General features: G+C 47.8%; 11 protein-coding genes. 4 read left to right on the top strand and 7 right to left on the bottom strand.

The features are described from left to right. Positions 1–145: 145 nt before the first annotated feature. Entirely contained in the window at positions 146–1747 is a 1602-nt protein-coding gene (gene aceB, locus ACUJFK_RS14680) for a malate synthase A (RefSeq protein WP_226751266.1), read from the top strand. Positions 1748–1787: 40 nt separating this feature from the next. Here aceB and ACUJFK_RS14675 read toward each other — a convergent pair whose 3' ends face one another. Then, on the bottom strand, positions 1788–2726 hold the full coding sequence (locus ACUJFK_RS14675; protein ID WP_226751267.1) for a LysR family transcriptional regulator: 939 nt from the start codon (positions 2724–2726) through the stop codon (positions 1788–1790). Between the two features lie 196 nt (positions 2727–2922). Between ACUJFK_RS14675 and ACUJFK_RS14670 the strand changes: the two genes are divergently transcribed. After that, positions 2923–4515 (top strand): isocitrate lyase, encoded by a 1593-nt coding sequence (locus ACUJFK_RS14670; protein ID WP_445425317.1) that lies wholly within the window; start codon positions 2923–2925, stop codon positions 4513–4515. 120 nt (positions 4516–4635) lie between these two features. Here ACUJFK_RS14670 and ACUJFK_RS14665 read toward each other — a convergent pair whose 3' ends face one another. After that, positions 4636–5328, bottom strand: a complete 693-nt coding sequence (locus ACUJFK_RS14665) for a tRNA-uridine aminocarboxypropyltransferase (protein WP_255654558.1) — start codon at positions 5326–5328, stop codon at positions 4636–4638. A gap of 126 nt (positions 5329–5454) precedes the next feature. Here ACUJFK_RS14665 and ACUJFK_RS14660 point away from each other — a divergent pair, with 126 nt between their 5' ends. Beyond that, positions 5455–6363: a pseudouridine synthase gene (locus tag ACUJFK_RS14660; RefSeq protein ID WP_226751269.1), complete on the top strand. Its 909-nt coding sequence runs from the start codon at positions 5455–5457 to the stop codon at positions 6361–6363. A gap of 9 nt (positions 6364–6372) precedes the next feature. Here ACUJFK_RS14660 and ACUJFK_RS14655 read toward each other — a convergent pair whose 3' ends face one another. The 3 genes from ACUJFK_RS14655 to ACUJFK_RS14645 all read right to left on the bottom strand — a co-directional run bounded on the left by ACUJFK_RS14655 (position 6373) and on the right by ACUJFK_RS14645 (position 10122). Next, positions 6373–6828, bottom strand: coding sequence for a YaiI/YqxD family protein (locus tag ACUJFK_RS14655; protein WP_229586433.1), 456 nt, complete (start codon positions 6826–6828; stop codon positions 6373–6375). An 18-nt stretch (positions 6829–6846) separates the two neighbouring features. Beyond that, positions 6847–8577, bottom strand: coding sequence for a bifunctional isocitrate dehydrogenase kinase/phosphatase (aceK, locus tag ACUJFK_RS14650; RefSeq protein WP_445425316.1), 1731 nt, complete (start codon positions 8575–8577; stop codon positions 6847–6849). Positions 8578–8685: 108 nt separating this feature from the next. Then, entirely contained in the window at positions 8686–10122 is a 1437-nt protein-coding gene (locus ACUJFK_RS14645) for a YfcC family protein (protein WP_226752281.1), read from the bottom strand. 280 nt (positions 10123–10402) lie between these two features. Between ACUJFK_RS14645 and ACUJFK_RS14640 the strand changes: the two genes are divergently transcribed. Further along, positions 10403–12430, top strand: a complete 2028-nt coding sequence (locus ACUJFK_RS14640; RefSeq protein WP_445425315.1) for a spermidine synthase — start codon at positions 10403–10405, stop codon at positions 12428–12430. A 52-nt stretch (positions 12431–12482) separates the two neighbouring features. Here the strand turns inward: ACUJFK_RS14640 and ACUJFK_RS14635 are convergent, their stop codons facing one another. Beyond that, positions 12483–14411, bottom strand: coding sequence for a cyanophycinase (locus ACUJFK_RS14635; protein WP_445425314.1), 1929 nt, complete (start codon positions 14409–14411; stop codon positions 12483–12485). Positions 14412–14751: 340 nt separating this feature from the next. Further along, a complete protein-coding gene (locus tag ACUJFK_RS14630; RefSeq protein WP_229586439.1) occupies positions 14752–16164 on the bottom strand; it encodes an FAD-dependent oxidoreductase in 1413 nt (470 codons plus the stop codon).

Genomic DNA, 16164 nt, shown 5'->3' with positions numbered 1-16164 from the left:
ACAAGCATAAGCTGTGCCAATATTTTTAATGCGGTGCTAACAAGGTTATTTTTTGAATTGATGCCAGCCATCATCTTCATTAATGGTATTTATATGTAATTTAGGCTTATAGTTACTGCATCTGAAATAGTACAAGGACACGATCATGGCAGCAGTAACAACTTGTGGCGCGCTGACTATCAAAGGCGCAATGCCTGAAGCCTATCAAGAAATTTTAACGCCAGCGGCTTGCGAATTTGTCGCAGAGCTTGCTCAATTATTCCGCCCGCCGTTAAAAGAGCTGTTAAGCGCACGGCAACAACGCCAAGCCAAATATGATGCCGGTGCTTTACCTGACTTTTTAGCAGAAACGGCAGCGATCCGCCATGGCGATTGGCAAGTGGCCGCTTTACCCGCTGATTTACAAGATCGTCGTGTCGAAATTACTGGGCCGGTAGAACGCAAAATGATCATAAACGCGTTAAATGCGGATGTTAAAGTGTTTATGGCGGATTTTGAAGATTCGCAAACACCCAGTTGGGATGGCATGGTGGAAGGGCAAATCAATTTACGCGATGCTAACCTTGGCACGATCAGTTATACCGATCCACAAAGCGGCAAACATTATGCGCTAAAAGAGCATCCCGCTTTATTAATTGCCCGTGTGCGTGGCTTGCATTTATGGGAAAAGCACATTGAATTGGCAGGTGAACCGATCCCCGGTGGCTTGGTCGATTTTGCTTTGTATTTTTATCATAACTATCGCACCCGCCTGAAAAATGGCACCGGGGTGTATTACTACGTACCCAAATTACAAAGCCATTTAGAAGCGAAATGGTGGGATGATATCTTCCGTTACACCGAGCAACGTTTTGCTGTGCCTATTGGGACGATCCGCGCGACTGTGTTGATCGAAACGCTGCCAGCGGCTTTTGAAATGGACGAAATCCTTTATATGATGAAAGACCATATCGTGGCATTAAACTGTGGTCGTTGGGATTATATCTTCAGTTATATCAAAACATTAAACAACCATCCGGATCGCGTGTTACCCGATCGGCAGGTCGTTTCTATGCATAAGCCGTTTTTAAGTGCTTACTCTCGCTTACTCATTAAAACTTGTCATAAACGTGGCGCTTTAGCCATGGGCGGCATGGCGGCCTTTATTCCGGCAAAAGATCCGGCGGTGAATGCCGCGATTTTAGAGCGCGTGACCGCGGATAAAGAATTGGAAGCGAGTAATGGCCATGATGGTACTTGGGTGGCACACCCTGGTTTAGCCGCTACGGCTAACGGTGTGTTTGCCAAGTACTTAGGTGATAACACTAACCAGTTAGCCGTATCACGTGCTGACGATGCACCGATCACCGCTGCCGAATTACTCGCGCCCTGTGATGGTGATCGTACGGAAGAGGGCATGCGTACTAACATCCGCGTTGCCTTGCAATACTTAGCGGCGTGGATCAGCGGCAAAGGTTGTGTGCCCATTTATGGCTTAATGGAAGATGCCGCCACAGCGGAAATCTCTCGCACTTCCATTTGGCAATGGATTAAACATGGTAAAGAGTTAAGTAACGGTAAACTTGTTACCAAAGCCCTATTTGCTTCTTTTTTAGAGGAAGAGGCAAAGGTGGTGTTAGCAGAAGTTGGGGCAGAAGTGTGGCAAAGCCAGAATTTTGCTCGGGCGCAAGCCTTATTGCTAGACATTACCACAGCTGATGAACTGACAGATTTCCTAACCCTGCCGGCTTATCAGTTGCTTGATTAACCTGACGTAACCATTTTGGGGCGCGATTTAGCGCCCTTTTTTATTTGAGCTCTTCGGCGGTTTCGGCAATTAAGCGTCGAAACCAGATATGGCTGGCATCCTGGTGTAACAGGGGGCTCCAGATCATCTTCAGTTCAATCGGTGGGATAGCAAAGGGCGGATCCATGATGGCCATGTTAGCGTCGTTCTCATATAGTCTAGCGGCTCTACTGGGCAAGGTGGCAATTAAATCGATACTGACCGCTAAATGCATGGCAACATGATAGTTTCGGGTAAAAACGGTAATATTACGCTGCTTACCTAATTTGGCCAGCGCTTCATCAACCCAACCGAGCTTCTGTACGTCTTTTGGATCCATCCCTACGCCAACACCAAAACCGGTTTTACTGACCCAAATATGTTGGGATTTTAAATAGCTATCCAAATTGAAGCTCTGTAACACAGGATTTTGGCGGTTGATTAAACAAGAAAAACTATCTCGCCAAACGGTTTTTTGATGGAACGACTGCGGTAAATGATCAAAGCGGTTAATCGCCATATCGACCTTACCATTTTCCACATCATGAAAGTTAACATCTGACGGTGTCATAATATCTAAGCTGCTGAACGGCGCTTGTACGCGTAGCTTTTTCAACAAGGCGGGGATCAAGGTTGAGGCCGCATAATCACTGGCCATAATACGAAAAACCCGTTGGCTTTGTGACGGTTCAAAATCTTTATTGGGCTGTAAGGTTTCTTCTAGGGTGAGCAATACACCACGCACTATAGGCGCTAATTCGCGGGCGCGTTCAGTGGGCACCATGCCTTCTGAGGTGCGCACTAATACTGGATCGTTTAACAAATCACGTAAGCGTTTTAAACCATTACTCATCGCTGGCTGAGTGATGTTTAATTGGTTCGCCGCCCGAGTCACATTCTGTTCTCGCAGCAATACATCCAAGTAAACCAACAGGTTTAAGTCCATCTTATTAATATTCATCAGTAAAATACTCAGCAGCAATATTATTCGTGTTCTGAATCATAACATTGGCCAAAGCAAGACCCAAGCTGTGGTACTAACATTCACAAAATAAATGACGAGCATCATAAAAATCAGCTTTATGAATTAAAGTTTTGTTGGCTATAGTGAAAGCACACCAACCCAGTTACGAAAAATTGTTTAAGAGGGAAACACTATGTCAGCTTACTCAGAACACGTGCAACAAGTCGAAGCGTTATGTGGCAAAGAAAAAGGCTGGAATGCTATCAGCCCAGAGTATGCAGCTCGCATGCGTTTACAAAATCGTTTTCACACGGGTTTAGATATTGCGAAATACACCGCAAAAATTATGCGTGAAGATATGGCCGCTTACGATGCGGATAGCAGCCAATACACCCAGTCATTAGGCTGCTGGCATGGTTTTATTGGTCAGCAAAAACTGATCGCCATTAAAAAGCACTTTGGTAGCACCAAGCGTAAATACTTATACTTATCCGGTTGGATGATTGCAGCACTGCGTTCAGAGTTTGGCCCTTTACCCGATCAATCTATGCATGAGAAAACTTCAGTACCGGCTTTAATTGCTGAATTGTACAACTTCTTAAAACAAGCTGATGCGCGTGAGTTAGGCGGCTTGTTCCGTGATCTAGATGGCGCACGTGCTGCCGGTGATGCCGCTAAAACTGCCGCAGTACAAAACAAAATCGATAACTTTGAAACGCACGTAGTACCGATCATTGCCGATATCGATGCCGGTTTTGGTAACGAAGAAGCCACTTACTTACTCGCGAAAAAAATGATCGAAGCCGGGGCTTGTGCCATTCAAATTGAAAACCAAGTATCGGATGAGAAACAGTGTGGTCACCAAGACGGAAAAGTCACCGTGCCGCATGCCGACTTCTTATCAAAAATTAATGCCGTACGTTACGCTTTCCTAGAGTTAGGGGTAGATGACGGTGTTATCGTTGCCCGTACCGATTCATTAGGTGCCGGTTTAACCAAGCAAATTGCCGTGACCAACGAGCCAGGCGACTTGGGCGACCAATACAACAGCTTTTTAGATGGTGATTACATTAGCAGCGCTGATGATATTGCCAACGGTGATGTGGTGGTTAAAGCCAATGGTAAGCTGTTAAAACCAAAACGCTTAGCCAGTGGCTTATTCCAGTTCAAAGCCGGTTCAGGTGTGGATCGTGTGGTACTAGACTGTATCACATCACTGCAAAACGGTGCTGACCTACTGTGGATTGAAACTGAAAAACCACATATCGGTCAAATCAAGGAAATGGTTGACCGGATCCGTGAAGTGGTTCCTGGTGCTAAGTTGGTTTATAACAACAGCCCATCTTTTAACTGGACGCTTAACTTCCGTCAACAAGTGTTCGATGCATGGAAAACTGCAGGTAAAGACGTCTCAGCTTATGATCGTGCCGGCTTAATGGCAGAGCAGTATGATACAACGGAATTAGCTCTAGAGGCCGACAACCGTATCCGTACTTTCCAAGCTGATGCGGCGCGTGAAGCGGGTATTTTCCACCACTTAATTACTTTACCTACTTATCATACGGCAGCGCTGTCGACAGATAACTTGGCGAAAGAGTACTTTGGTGCCGCCGGTATGCTGGGTTATGTTGCAGGCGTACAACGTAAAGAAATCCGTCAAGGTATCGCCTGTGTGAAACACCAAAACATGTCAGGTTCTGATATTGGTGATGATCACAAAGAGTACTTCTCTGGTGATGCTGCGTTAAAAGCCGGTGGTTCGCATAACACGATGAACCAGTTCTAAGCGTCAAATTGTGTCTTACTTTCGCAACGTGGTCAGGTTAATCTGACGTTGGGCGGCCAGTGGCTGCCCTTTTTTATGCCGCTAATCACAGCGCAAGCAGATAAAACGCTAATGCTCACTTTAGAAACGGCTATCAGGCTCAGCCAGATGCGGCTTACCTTTTATATAGGCACGGCGAAACTGTACAAAGTAGTCACGCAGGGCTTTGGCTGCCAACGGTTCAGCTGCCAGTTCTAACACGGCAATGGCGACCTCAGCGGTACAAAGTTGATGTAAATGAGCGGCTTCACGCAGCACATAATCACTGGCTTGAGTGGGTTGAATACCCAGCACCGGTAATGTTGCTAAATACGGGCTGCGAAACATTTTTTTGGCTTCGCGCCAAGTGCCATCTAGCATCACAAACAGCGGAATGCGCTCAGCGGTGGCTTGCGCCAGCGCGTTGGCGTCAGCTATACAGCGCTCTGGCGCAGCATATTGTTGTGGGAACACCACAATAGGCACATATTTGGGATCGTGGAGTAGTGCTAATAAAGCGGCATCTGGCTGGGTGCGATCCCAAACAAAGGCATGGCTATCGGCGGCAATATCACAAATCAGTCGGCCGGTATTGGTGGGTTTGTAACATTCGCCGGTGTACATAATAAAGCAGAAAGCCGCGCGCGCTTGTGGCGCGGGGCGAAGCGCACAAATACATGCGGTCGCGGGCAATAAACAGTTTTCACAGCGGCGCACCTTACTCCCCCGAGCATTAAACACCCGCGTGGCTTTAAGTAGCTCACGTTGTCGTAATTCTAAGATGGCGTTGGCCATGATGGTGCATCCTCTTGCGCGCGTGTTTGCGGTGCTGTGCTTGCTAACGGGCGCGTATTGTACGGGCTTTTATGCTAAAATTCGCGCTCTTTTTGTGAACGGCAGGCCTTAGGCGCGAGTGACTTTGTGAGTATTGCAACCCAAGCTTCAGAAATTACCCTACCGGCAAATAATGCGGGATGGCCGACGGTATTGGCATTTTTAATCGCGAAGTTTCCAGGCGTCTCGGCTGCAATTTGGCAACAGCGCATTCAACAGGGTAAAGTGCATTGGTATCAAGGCGAGTGTATTAACGAGCATACCGCTTTTTTACCCAGTCGGCGGCTTTGCTATTACCGCGAAGTCGAAACCGAGCCGGTGGTCCCGTTTGCACATCGTATTATCTATCAAGATGCGCACCTATTAGTGGCCGATAAACCGCATTTTTTGCCGGTTACCCCAGGGGGCAGCTTTGTTAATGAATGCCTGTTGCAACGTTTAAAAACAGACACCGGCAATCAAGATTTAGTGCCTCTGCATCGTTTAGACCGCGATACCGCGGGTTTGGTGTTATTTAGCCTGCAAGCCGACAGCCGTGCGCTTTATAGTCGGTTATTTAGTGCTGGGCAGATCAGTAAAACCTATTATGCGGTGGCAGAGGTGGCGCAGTTTCATGATGCACTGCCGCAACAATGGCAGCTGCATAATCGGATTGAGAAAAGCCAGCCCCGGTTTTTAAATAAAATTTGTGCTGGCGAGCCAAACGCCTCATCAACGATCCGCTTGCTTAAGGTTGAGGCCGGTTTAGGGGTGTTCCAGTTACAAGCACATACCGGTAAAACGCATCAATTACGCTTACATATGCAAAGTTTAGGCTGGCCGATTTTACACGATGCCTATTATCCCGTGTTAAAACCTAAAAATAGCGGCGATTTTAGCCAGCCGTTGCAATTATTAGCCGCTGAAGTCAGTTTTATCGATCCGATCAGCGCCGAGTTACGGCGCTTTTCCTCTGAGCAAAAACTCGCCTTTGGCCCCGCTTTAGCCGCAGATTAAGCCAAGGTTTTAGAGCGTGCGGCTTTGTAAAATGCGATCTAATTGATTGGCAAAGGCTTGTCGATCAGCCTGATTGAGCGTGGCGGGGCCACCCGATTGAATACCACTGGCGCGCAGCGTTTCCATAAAGTCACGCATAGTGAGTTTTTGCTTGATGGTATCGGCGTGATAACGCTCACCCCGAGGGTTGAGTGCCAAGCCGCCTTTGGCGATAACCTCGGCAGCAAGCGGAATATCCGCCGTGATCACCAGATCGTCCACTTGGCAACGCCGCACTATTTCATTATCGGCTTCATCAAAACCTTTACTGACGGTCAGGCTACTAATATAGGCCGAGGGTGGCGTCCGTAGCGGTTGATTGGCCACCAGAATGAGCGGGCATTGTTTACGTTCGGCAGCGCGATATAAAATTTCTTTAATCACAGTAGGGCAAGCGTCAGCATCAACCCAAATGGTAAAAGACATAAGTGTTCTCAGCTTAATTTAACGGGAATAACGTTGGCTAAAGCGCATCGCCTGCGGGTAAGGAAAAATATCCTCCACAATGCCTTGGCGAATATGATACTGCTTTTTTCGCCAATAGGCGGCATCCAATAATTCAGGATGCTGACTAAACAGTAACTCACGGATCTGAGCTTGCGGTGTCACAAAGGTGGCAATTTGTTCTGGAAAAACATCGCCGGGCTCGGCCCAGCAATTCGCTTCTGCGTTTATTGCATCTTCAAAACTATCGGTTTTGGGCAAAGAGCGAAAATTCACATCTAACAAATACTGCACTTCGTCATAATCATAAAATACCACGCGGTTATGTCGCGTAACGCCAAAGTTTTTCAAGAGCATATCGCCAGGAAAGATATTGGCGGCGATCATTTCTTTAAGCGCGAGGCCGTAGTCATCCATAATTAAGGCTTTTTGCTGATCAGTGGCCTGCTCTAAATACAAGTTCAATGGCACCATGCGTCGTTCGATATACAGGTGCTTAATCACGACTAAGTCATCTTCGATCTGCAAGGAACCGGCAATACTGTGTTGTAACTCGGCTAATAAATCGGCATCAAAGCGGTTTCTGGGTAAGGCAACATCGGAATACTCTAAGGTATCCGCCATCCGGCCGACGCGGTCGTGTCCTTTTACTAACTGATAGCGGGCTTTGACGGTCGCACGGTCAAACGGCTTACTTTCAGCAAATTTATCGCGGATCACTTTAAAAACATAAGGAAAAGACGGCAGCGTAAATACCATCATCACCATACCCCGGGTACCTGGCGCGGCGACAAACTGATCTTTACTGCGACTGAGGTGTGACAAGAGCTCTCGGTAAAACTCGGTTTTGCCTTGTTTATGTAAGCCAATCGCGGCATAGAGTTCAGCTAGGGTTTTATGCGGCAGCAGTTCACGTAGAAAATGCACCAGCGCTGAGGGCACGGGGCACTCCACCATAAAATACGCGCGTGAGAAGCCAAAGATGATACTCATTTGTTGAGGATCGGTCAGAAGAGTATCAAGGTACAGGCCGCGCTTAGTGTCATGTAATAGCGGAATAATAAAAGGTTGTTGTCCTTCTGGGCTGACCACTCGGCCAACAATATAGGCCGCTTTATTACGAAAAAACGGTGTGCGTAAAATATCTAAACGAATTAAATGCACCGGATAAGCACCATGACTCGACTGAGCAATAAAGCTGCGCAGGATACAGCGTATATCATGCTCTAAATCGATAAAGGGCGTTTTAAAACCAAAGGCTCCAATAATATTACGAATAGACTGCTTCAAGCCGGCTTGTGCCGGAAAATAGCTTTCATATACGGATGAAATAGGGGCAGGTAGATGCTGTTTGTCTAAGGTTGATTCGACAAAGATATTTTGATTATGAAAGTATTTGCGGGCAAATAAGCGACAAAACACCGAATTATAGAAGGTTTCAGCCAATTCGGCTTGCGGGTGAAATAACAGGTATTCTAAATAATGCTGCTTCACTTGCTGCCATAGGGGTTCGTTTAAGCATTCGGCAGGTAACTGGGCTTGCAGGTTAGCGATGGTTTCATTCACCCGTATATCGTAAAACTGGATCCGCTCTGAACTATCTTGCTGATAGGCTTGCCAATCGGCTTGTTCAAAACGTTGCCAGGCTCTGCCGGTGACTTGCTGAAATAAACGAAAGTGTTTGCGAAAGCCTTTTAAGATAATCTCGGCAATTTGCCGGGCTTGCTTCATAGCGGAAACCTAAAAATATAGAATAACGTTACTGTATGACAAAGCCTGCATGGCGGCAAGTTAACGTCACGGATGCAAAGTGATACGCTAACTTGCCTGCGTTGCTGCTTAAGCCGCGTTCTCTAACACGGTGGTCTGTTGCGTGCTTAGTTCAGGCTGCACATCATCACCGTAATCAAACATCACGGCTAAAACCAAAACAACGGATGATGCCAACATTAACTTGAAGATCAGCGGCAAGCAGAAGCGGAACCAATGGCCATAAGGAATACCGGCAATACCAATAATGCCCATTAAAATCGCATTGGTGGGAATAATCATATTAGAAAAGCCATCACCAAATTGGTAAGCCAACACCGCCACTTGCCGTGGTATTTCTAACAGATCGGCCAGCGGCACCATCAGCGGCATGGTGACATAAGCTTGACCACTACCAGAAGGGATAAAAAAGTTTAACAGCGTTTGAATGACCAGCATGCCGATGGCGGCAATTTCAGCCCCAACATACGACAGTGGCATCGACATGCCATGCACCAGTGAATGCAGTACCTGACCATCTTCTAAAATCAATGAAATACCGCGAGCAACGCCAATTAAGATGGCAGTAGTGGTCAGATCCATGGTGCCTTCAATAAATTTTTTGGCCGCCGTGTCGGCGGAAATATTGCTAACTAATGTGGTAAATAGCCCCCAAGCAATAAACGCAGCGCCCAGTTCATATAAATACCAGTCGTTAACCCGAATATTGTAGGCCACGATACCAATCGTCAGCACAAAACTGCCCAGTACCATGCGGTGTGCCAAGGTTAGCGCTGGATAATTGACTGCGGCCTTGTCACCTAGCGGGCAGGGCAAATCTTTGACCATCGACTGGTTGGGATCGGCGAGCACTTTTTTAGAGTAAGACCAGACATGGTGAAAGCCAATTAACACAAAGGGAAGGAAAATCGCTGCGCGCAGCGGCCAACCGGATAAAATAGGAATATCGGCAATTTGCTGGGCGATTACTAAGGTAAAGGGGTTAACGGCTGAAATGCCATAGCCAATACCATAACCGGCAACGGTCATACCCACTGCGGTCATTGCATCGAGTCGCATCGCTTTACACAGCGCCACTAAAATCAACACAAACGGTATATATTCACCCGCCGTGCCAATAAAGCTCGAGGCCATGGCAAAGCAAAATACCACCATAAAAATCAGCAGTTGAGGTTGAGTACCAAAGCGATCTAACAAACGGCCGATCAGCGCGTCGACCGTTCCGGTAGCGCGGGCAATGGATAACACACCGCCTAAAATCATCACAAAAAAGATCACATCTTGCGCTGAAGCAAAAGCACGTGGAATGGCGGTTAATAATTGCCAAGGTGATAAATAGCTACGCTCGTCCACCAAGGTAAAAGTGCCTGCTTGCACGACAGACCGGCCATTGGCCAGTGTCTCGGTTTGAAAGAAGCCTTGCGGCACAATCCAGGTGGCGATTAGCGCAAGCACCATCATGCTAAAGAGTAGCGTCAGGGTGTGCGGTACTTTAAAGTTTCCCATAATAAGACCTTTGTTGTGCGCTTGGCGCATCTTAGTGATAATTTTTGTTTAGTGTTTAGTGTTTAGTGTTTAGTGTTTAGTGTTTAGTGTTTAGTGTTTAGTTTTTAGTGCTGTAAGGCAACACCCAGTTGAGCCGCGGGGCCTTACTACAAAAGAGCAAGTCTACCCGATGTGGTATTAGTCGACAAATTTAGTGACTTTGTACCTTTGCAAAGGAGTAGTACTTGCTGCGATGGCTTGCTTTGTATAGGCTTGGCTTTTTTCTCGCAAGGGGCTCGTTTTGGCACTGTTTCCGCTGACCATTTTGTTAAGTGCAACCCTATTATTTTTAGTGCAGCCGATGTTAGCGCGTTGGCTGCTTCCGCAGTTTGGTGGGGGCGCTCAGGTGTGGGCCGCTTGCCTGTTATTTTTCCAAACACTGTTATTAGCCGGCTATGCTTACGCTCATCTACTGACGCGCTTTGCTAATTTAAAACAACAGCGGGGCTTGCATGCTCTGTTAGTGCTCGTGGCGCTGGGTAGTTTACTGGGTTTAATTAACCCTGGTGCCAGTGCTGCCACCGCCTATCCGCTGTTGGATATTTTATGGCTGTTAACTCGTACCGTGGGCTTGCCTTATTTCGTGTTAGCAGCAACCGGGCCCTTATTACAATATTGGTTTGCTAATGTCTTTCCGCTGCGCTCACCTTATCGGTTATATGCCTTATCAAATTTAGGCTCCTTTGCTGGTTTATTGCTTTATCCTTTTTTAGTTGAGCCTTATTTAGCGCTTGATCTGCAACGTCAAAGTTGGGCTCTGGGCTTTGTGTTGTTCAGCCTAAGTATGACTTTGCTGCTCTGGCGAAGCTTGCAAGGCAGCAAAGCTGAGGCGGTCGCACCTTTACAATTACGCGGTCAGCCTTATGGCTTTTGGCTGGCATTAGCCGCTGCGGGCGTGGTTTTACTGTTAGCGGTAACGCAGCAAATTACTCAAAATATCCCACCAGTACCGTTTTTATGGGTGATCCCGCTGGCGTTGTATTTATTAAGCTTCACCTTAGTCTTTAACCGTGATAGCTGGTATCAGCGCTCGGTTTGGCTATATTTGTTTGCTATTTGCTTGTTAATGGCGTTGCTGTTGTACTTTTTAGGCCGCCAGTTTGATTTGTATTCGCAATTATTACTTTATTTGCTGTTGTTATTTAGCGGCTGCATGCTTTGCCATGGTGAGCTGGCGCGCAGTAAACCGGCACACGGTGCTTTAACGGCTTTTTATTTAGTGCTGGCGGCCGGTGGTATGCTCGGTGGCGTACTGGTCAATTTACTGGCGCCTGTTATCTTCACAAAGTATTGGGAGTTCCCGTTGGTGTTACTGGCCATTTTATGGCTGGTCACGTTAGTTAACTGGCGACAACAAGCGCGTTGGCAAACCGCGCTAGCGTTATGTTCAGGTGTGTTGTTTATGGGCGTGTTTTGGTCGGCGGAATCGTGGCTTGGGCAGCATGATGTCAGTAAAAGTCGAAACTTTTATGGCAGTTTAACGGTGCGTGATGCCAATGTCGCAGGGCAATGGCAGCGTCAGTTAATTGATGGCACAACCAGCCATGGTGCGCAGTACTTAGCGGCTGAACAAGCACAGCAGCCACTGAGTTATTATCGTGCAGGCACCGGCGTGGCTTTAGCGCTGCAGCACTTTTTACCGGCTGATCCCAGTCGCACCGCGGCGCAGTTGCAAGGGCGTAAAGTCGGTTTGGTTGGTCTGGGGGCGGGGGCTTTAGCGGCTTATGGCCAAGCGGGCGATGATTACCAGTTTTATGAAATCAATCCTGCTGTAATCCGTGCCGCGCAGCAGCATTTTAGTTATTTAGCTAATAGTGATGCCAAGCCGCAGGTGATATTAGGCGATGCTCGCCAGGTGCTAGCAGAGCAATGGCAAAACAGCGGCAGTCAGCAGTTTGACCTATTGGTGTTAGATGCCTTTAGTAGTGATGCCATTCCGGTGCATTTGCTCACTGCAGAAGCGATGGCGTTGTATTGGCAGCACCTGATGCCAGATGGCGTGTTGTTAGTGCATATCTCGAATAACTATTTAGATCTAAGCAGTGTGCTGCGTAATCATGCAGCCCAACTGGGTTTACAAGCGCTATTTTTACCCACAGCGGCTGATGCACAAAACCCAGCAGCGACAGAGTGGGTGATCTTAAGTCGTAATCAACGTTTTTTAACACAAGCCGTGATGCAGCAGCACAGCAAAAATTGGCCACGCCCGTTGCAACCTCATGTGTACTGGACCGATCAGCGTAGTAATTTATTTTCAGTGTTAAAATAAAGCCGCCAGGGCGAAATGACAATTGCGCCCTGGGGCAAGCCTATCATCGCCGTTAATCCGGGTTAATAATGCGGAGCAATTGCCGATAGCTTAGCTTACCTGTCTCGGCTTGATAACAGTTATCCTGCTTCGTCAGCTTAATCGTGTAAGGCGGCTCACTGATGCTGGCACTGATTAAGTTACTGCGGCAGAGCGAACGGCTAAACTCACGGAAATGGCTTCGAGTAAAGATCGGGCTTTTACTGCGCAACGGCTCGGCAAATTGTGGTAATGCCGTTTTGTCGTTTGCCGGAAACAGCTGCGGTTCGGTTGTTTGCCACAGCATAGTATCGCCAGCACTGAGCAAGTAATAGCTTGCCAATAACACATTGGGCGTTGATTCTGGCTGCAGTACGCTAAGCGTCACATCACCACTGCCGACCACCGTTAGTTGGGCCTTTGCCTCCGACCATTGGCCTAAATCAACTAATAGTGCCGTGTTCTCGTCAATACCAAAACCAAAGCGGCTTTGGCTAGCTTGTTGCAGCACCAGTAAGCGGGCTTGACGGCCACGCTCAGCAAACTGTGTGTCTACGATACCCAGTGGAAATAAGCCTAGCCCGCCATCTGTAGTATAAGTCAGCTGTCGCTCACTGCTATTATTCGGGCAGCGCTGTTCTTTCTGACAGCCTTGCCACGGCGCAGTGGCGGCTTTGGCACCATATTGTAGGGCATGATAACTGTCGCCACTGCTTAACATCGGGATCGGAGCAGTAGCAAATAACTGACCGCCACTCAAAGCCGCTGCGGCGTTATTGCTTGCTGCAAGCAGTAGGCTATTTTGTTGCAAAGCGGCCAAAATGGCATTAAGCGCGGCGGTTGCCGTACCGTCAGGTTGGCGCAGTGCCGCGGTTAATAGCGTTACATCACCATCACTAAAAAATAAGGCATCGGCTTGCTGAATGAGTTTAATTAGTTCGTTTTCGCCTTTTTGACAGAACTGTTGTTGATAAGAAAAGCGATCGGCATACACTTGCTCGCGACGATAGCGGCCATTCTGCTCAGCGAAAGCGTCAGCTAAAGCTGCGCAGTTTTTACTGCTAAGCGCCTGGGTTAACGCTGCGTTTAGCGGTAGCCAAGCCACCTCTGCGCCCGCTTGTCGAAAAATATCTAAATACAGATCGACGCTGGCAAAGGGGTCGCTTGCCGCGGCGGTGATCAGCAATACTTTTGCTTGGCTGCGGCCTTTGCTCGTGGCTTTCGCTGTCGCTAAACTCACTAACTGTTGGTATAAGGCCACGGCTTGTTGATCAATCGAATTGGCTAAGTCTGCTTGCTCGGTTAAGCGATATTGCCGATCAGCGCTGAAAGTCGCCACTTCAAGGTAATCTAAAATTGCTTTGTGTTCACGCTCAGAAAGGGCTTGCCATAAGGCTTCGCCACTGAGTGCATCGCTCTCGGGCTGTGCGGGTAAAGCTCGCCAAAGAGTCGTCAGTTCCGTTGCTGTAAATTCACCATTGAAGGTGGTTTGTAACAAATTGAGCAAGGCGACAACTTGTTGCTGTAAAGCTTGACGCTCGCTGCTAAAAATAGGTGCAGCAGCCAATAATTGTAATTGACTCGGATCTAAGGCATAGCGCAGCTGCGTTTTAGCCAGCGCACTAAAACTTGCCTCTTCCGCACAATGGGCCGGGGCCAGTGAACTACAAATCGGCATACCGCCGCCGAGTAACATCACATCGTAATCTGCAGGCGGCAGCATCGGTAATTCCGGCTTTGATATCGGAAGGACTAAGGGCTCAGTCGCTACAGCGGGCAGCGGCGCGTTTAAACTGTTCGAAGCTTCATCTGTCTCGGGGAGGCGGGTTTGAGTCGTCTCTGCAGAATGAGTTTCAGGTGTTGTCTCTGCGGCAGAGATGACAGCTTGCACCGGCGTTGACAGGGGTTGCTCAGCACTGAGGATGGTCGAAAAAAGTAATATACTCAAACATGATAAACGCATTTATTCCCCTGTTAGCTAACGTTGGTGCTGTTGGCCATGCGATCCGCCCAAGCGGAGTTTTACGCCATAATCGACGGCTATTTTAGCATTTTTTGTTGGATAAAATGGCGCTTTTATGCCAGTAAAACGTGCATTTATTTTACAGCGATGAAGCATCTTGTTGTCGCAGGGCACTTTCTTAAGCCTTGTAAGCTATGTAATAAGGCTAAACGAGTCGTTAAAAGCTAAACGGCAATAGCGAGTGATCTGAAGTAGCCACAGGTAAAAGGCATATTTAAGGGGAAGAGCTCACCGCTATTGTGCTTATAACAACAGCGGCGAGCGACAACGTAGGTGTTAATTAGACTTGCAGATAATCTAAAATACCTTCTGCGGCTTTACGGCCTTGGGCGATGGCGGTCACCACCAGATCAGAGCCTAATACCATATCACCACCGGCAAACACTTTTTGCTGGTTGGTTTGTAAGGCATAAGGGCTTTGCTCACTGGCGACGACACGGCCTTTGTTATCCAAGGCGATACCCATATCAACTAACCATTTTGGTGGGCTTGGTTGAAAACCAAAAGCGATTACCACCGCATCGGCGGGGAGTATCTGTTCTGAACCTGGCACCGGCTCGGCACTGCGACGCCCTTTGGCATCTGGCTCACCTAATTGTGTGCTGATCACTTTAACACCACACACTTGGCCCGCATCGTTTAACTCAATACCCAAAGGTTGTAAATTAAATAAGAACTCAACACCCTCTTCGCGGGCATTTTGTACTTCTTTGCGTGACCCCGGCATATTGGCTTCATCGCGGCGATAAGCACAACTGACTTTATGCGCGCCTTGGCGGATCGAAGTGCGAACACAGTCCATCGCCGTATCACCGCCCCCTAATACCACGACTGTTTTGTCTTTTAAGCTGACAAATGGATGCTCGGTTTGCCAACCCATAAGGTTATTCACATTACCAATTAAAAATGGCAAGGCTTCATAAACGCCAGCGGCGTCTTCATTCAGTAAGCCACCTTTCATTGGGGTGTAGGTGCCTAAGGCTAAGAAAACCGCATCGTATTCATCCAGTAAGCTGTCGAAGCTAACATCTACGCCGACGGTGGTATTAAGCCTAAACTCGATACCCATTTCGCTGAAGATTTCACGGCGCAGTTGTAATACGCTTTTTTCCAGCTTAAACGGCGGAATACCAAAGGTCAGTAGGCCGCCAATCTCAGGATAACGATCAAATACCACCGGGCTAACACCATTGCGAACCAACACATCCGCACAGGCTAAACCCGCCGGGCCTGCACCAATAACCGCGACTTTCTTATCGGTTTTAACTACCGCCGATAAATCGGGTCGCCAGCCCATCGCAAAGGCTTTATCGGTAATATATTTTTCAATACTGCCGATAGTTACCGCACCAAAACCTTCATCCAAGGTACAAGCGCCTTCACATAAACGGTCTTGTGGGCAAACACGGCCGCACACTTCAGGCAAGCTGTTGGTTTTATGCGCCAATTCTGCCGCTTCAACAATTTTGCCCTCGTTAGCCAGCTTCAACCACTGCGGAATATAGTTATGCACGGGGCACTTCCATTCGCAGTAGGGGTTACCGCAATCTAAGCAGCGGTCAGCCTGACCCTCTGCCTGAGTGGCGGTCAGTGGCTGATAAATTTCAACGAACTCAATTGTTCTTTCTGTTAGTGAGCGTTTTGGCGGATCAATCCGTTTTACGTCAATAAATTGGTATACATTCTGAGCCAT

This window comes from Alishewanella sp. HL-SH06 (genome assembly GCF_052656265.1).
Note: the sequence above shows the minus strand (reverse complement) of the source record. Positions and strands in the feature narration are given on the sequence as shown.

What these genes read in the sequence shown, in the direction of transcription:
- ACUJFK_RS14635 (WP_445425314.1), bottom strand. Translation starts at nt 14,411, where the DNA reads ATGCGTTTATCATGTTTGAGTATATTACTTTTTTCGACCATCCTCAGT.
- ACUJFK_RS14670 (WP_445425317.1), top strand. Translation starts at nt 2,923, where the DNA reads ATGTCAGCTTACTCAGAACACGTGCAACAAGTCGAAGCGTTATGTGGC.
- ACUJFK_RS14655 (WP_229586433.1), bottom strand. Translation starts at nt 6,828, where the DNA reads ATGTCTTTTACCATTTGGGTTGATGCTGACGCTTGCCCTACTGTGATT.
- aceK (WP_445425316.1), bottom strand. Translation starts at nt 8,577, where the DNA reads ATGAAGCAAGCCCGGCAAATTGCCGAGATTATCTTAAAAGGCTTTCGC.
- ACUJFK_RS14675 (WP_226751267.1), bottom strand. Translation starts at nt 2,726, where the DNA reads ATGAATATTAATAAGATGGACTTAAACCTGTTGGTTTACTTGGATGTA.
- ACUJFK_RS14645 (WP_226752281.1), bottom strand. Translation starts at nt 10,122, where the DNA reads ATGGGAAACTTTAAAGTACCGCACACCCTGACGCTACTCTTTAGCATG.
- ACUJFK_RS14630 (WP_229586439.1), bottom strand. Translation starts at nt 16,164, where the DNA reads ATGGCTCAGAATGTATACCAATTTATTGACGTAAAACGGATTGATCCG.
- ACUJFK_RS14665 (WP_255654558.1), bottom strand. Translation starts at nt 5,328, where the DNA reads ATGGCCAACGCCATCTTAGAATTACGACAACGTGAGCTACTTAAAGCC.
- aceB (WP_226751266.1), top strand. Translation starts at nt 146, where the DNA reads ATGGCAGCAGTAACAACTTGTGGCGCGCTGACTATCAAAGGCGCAATG.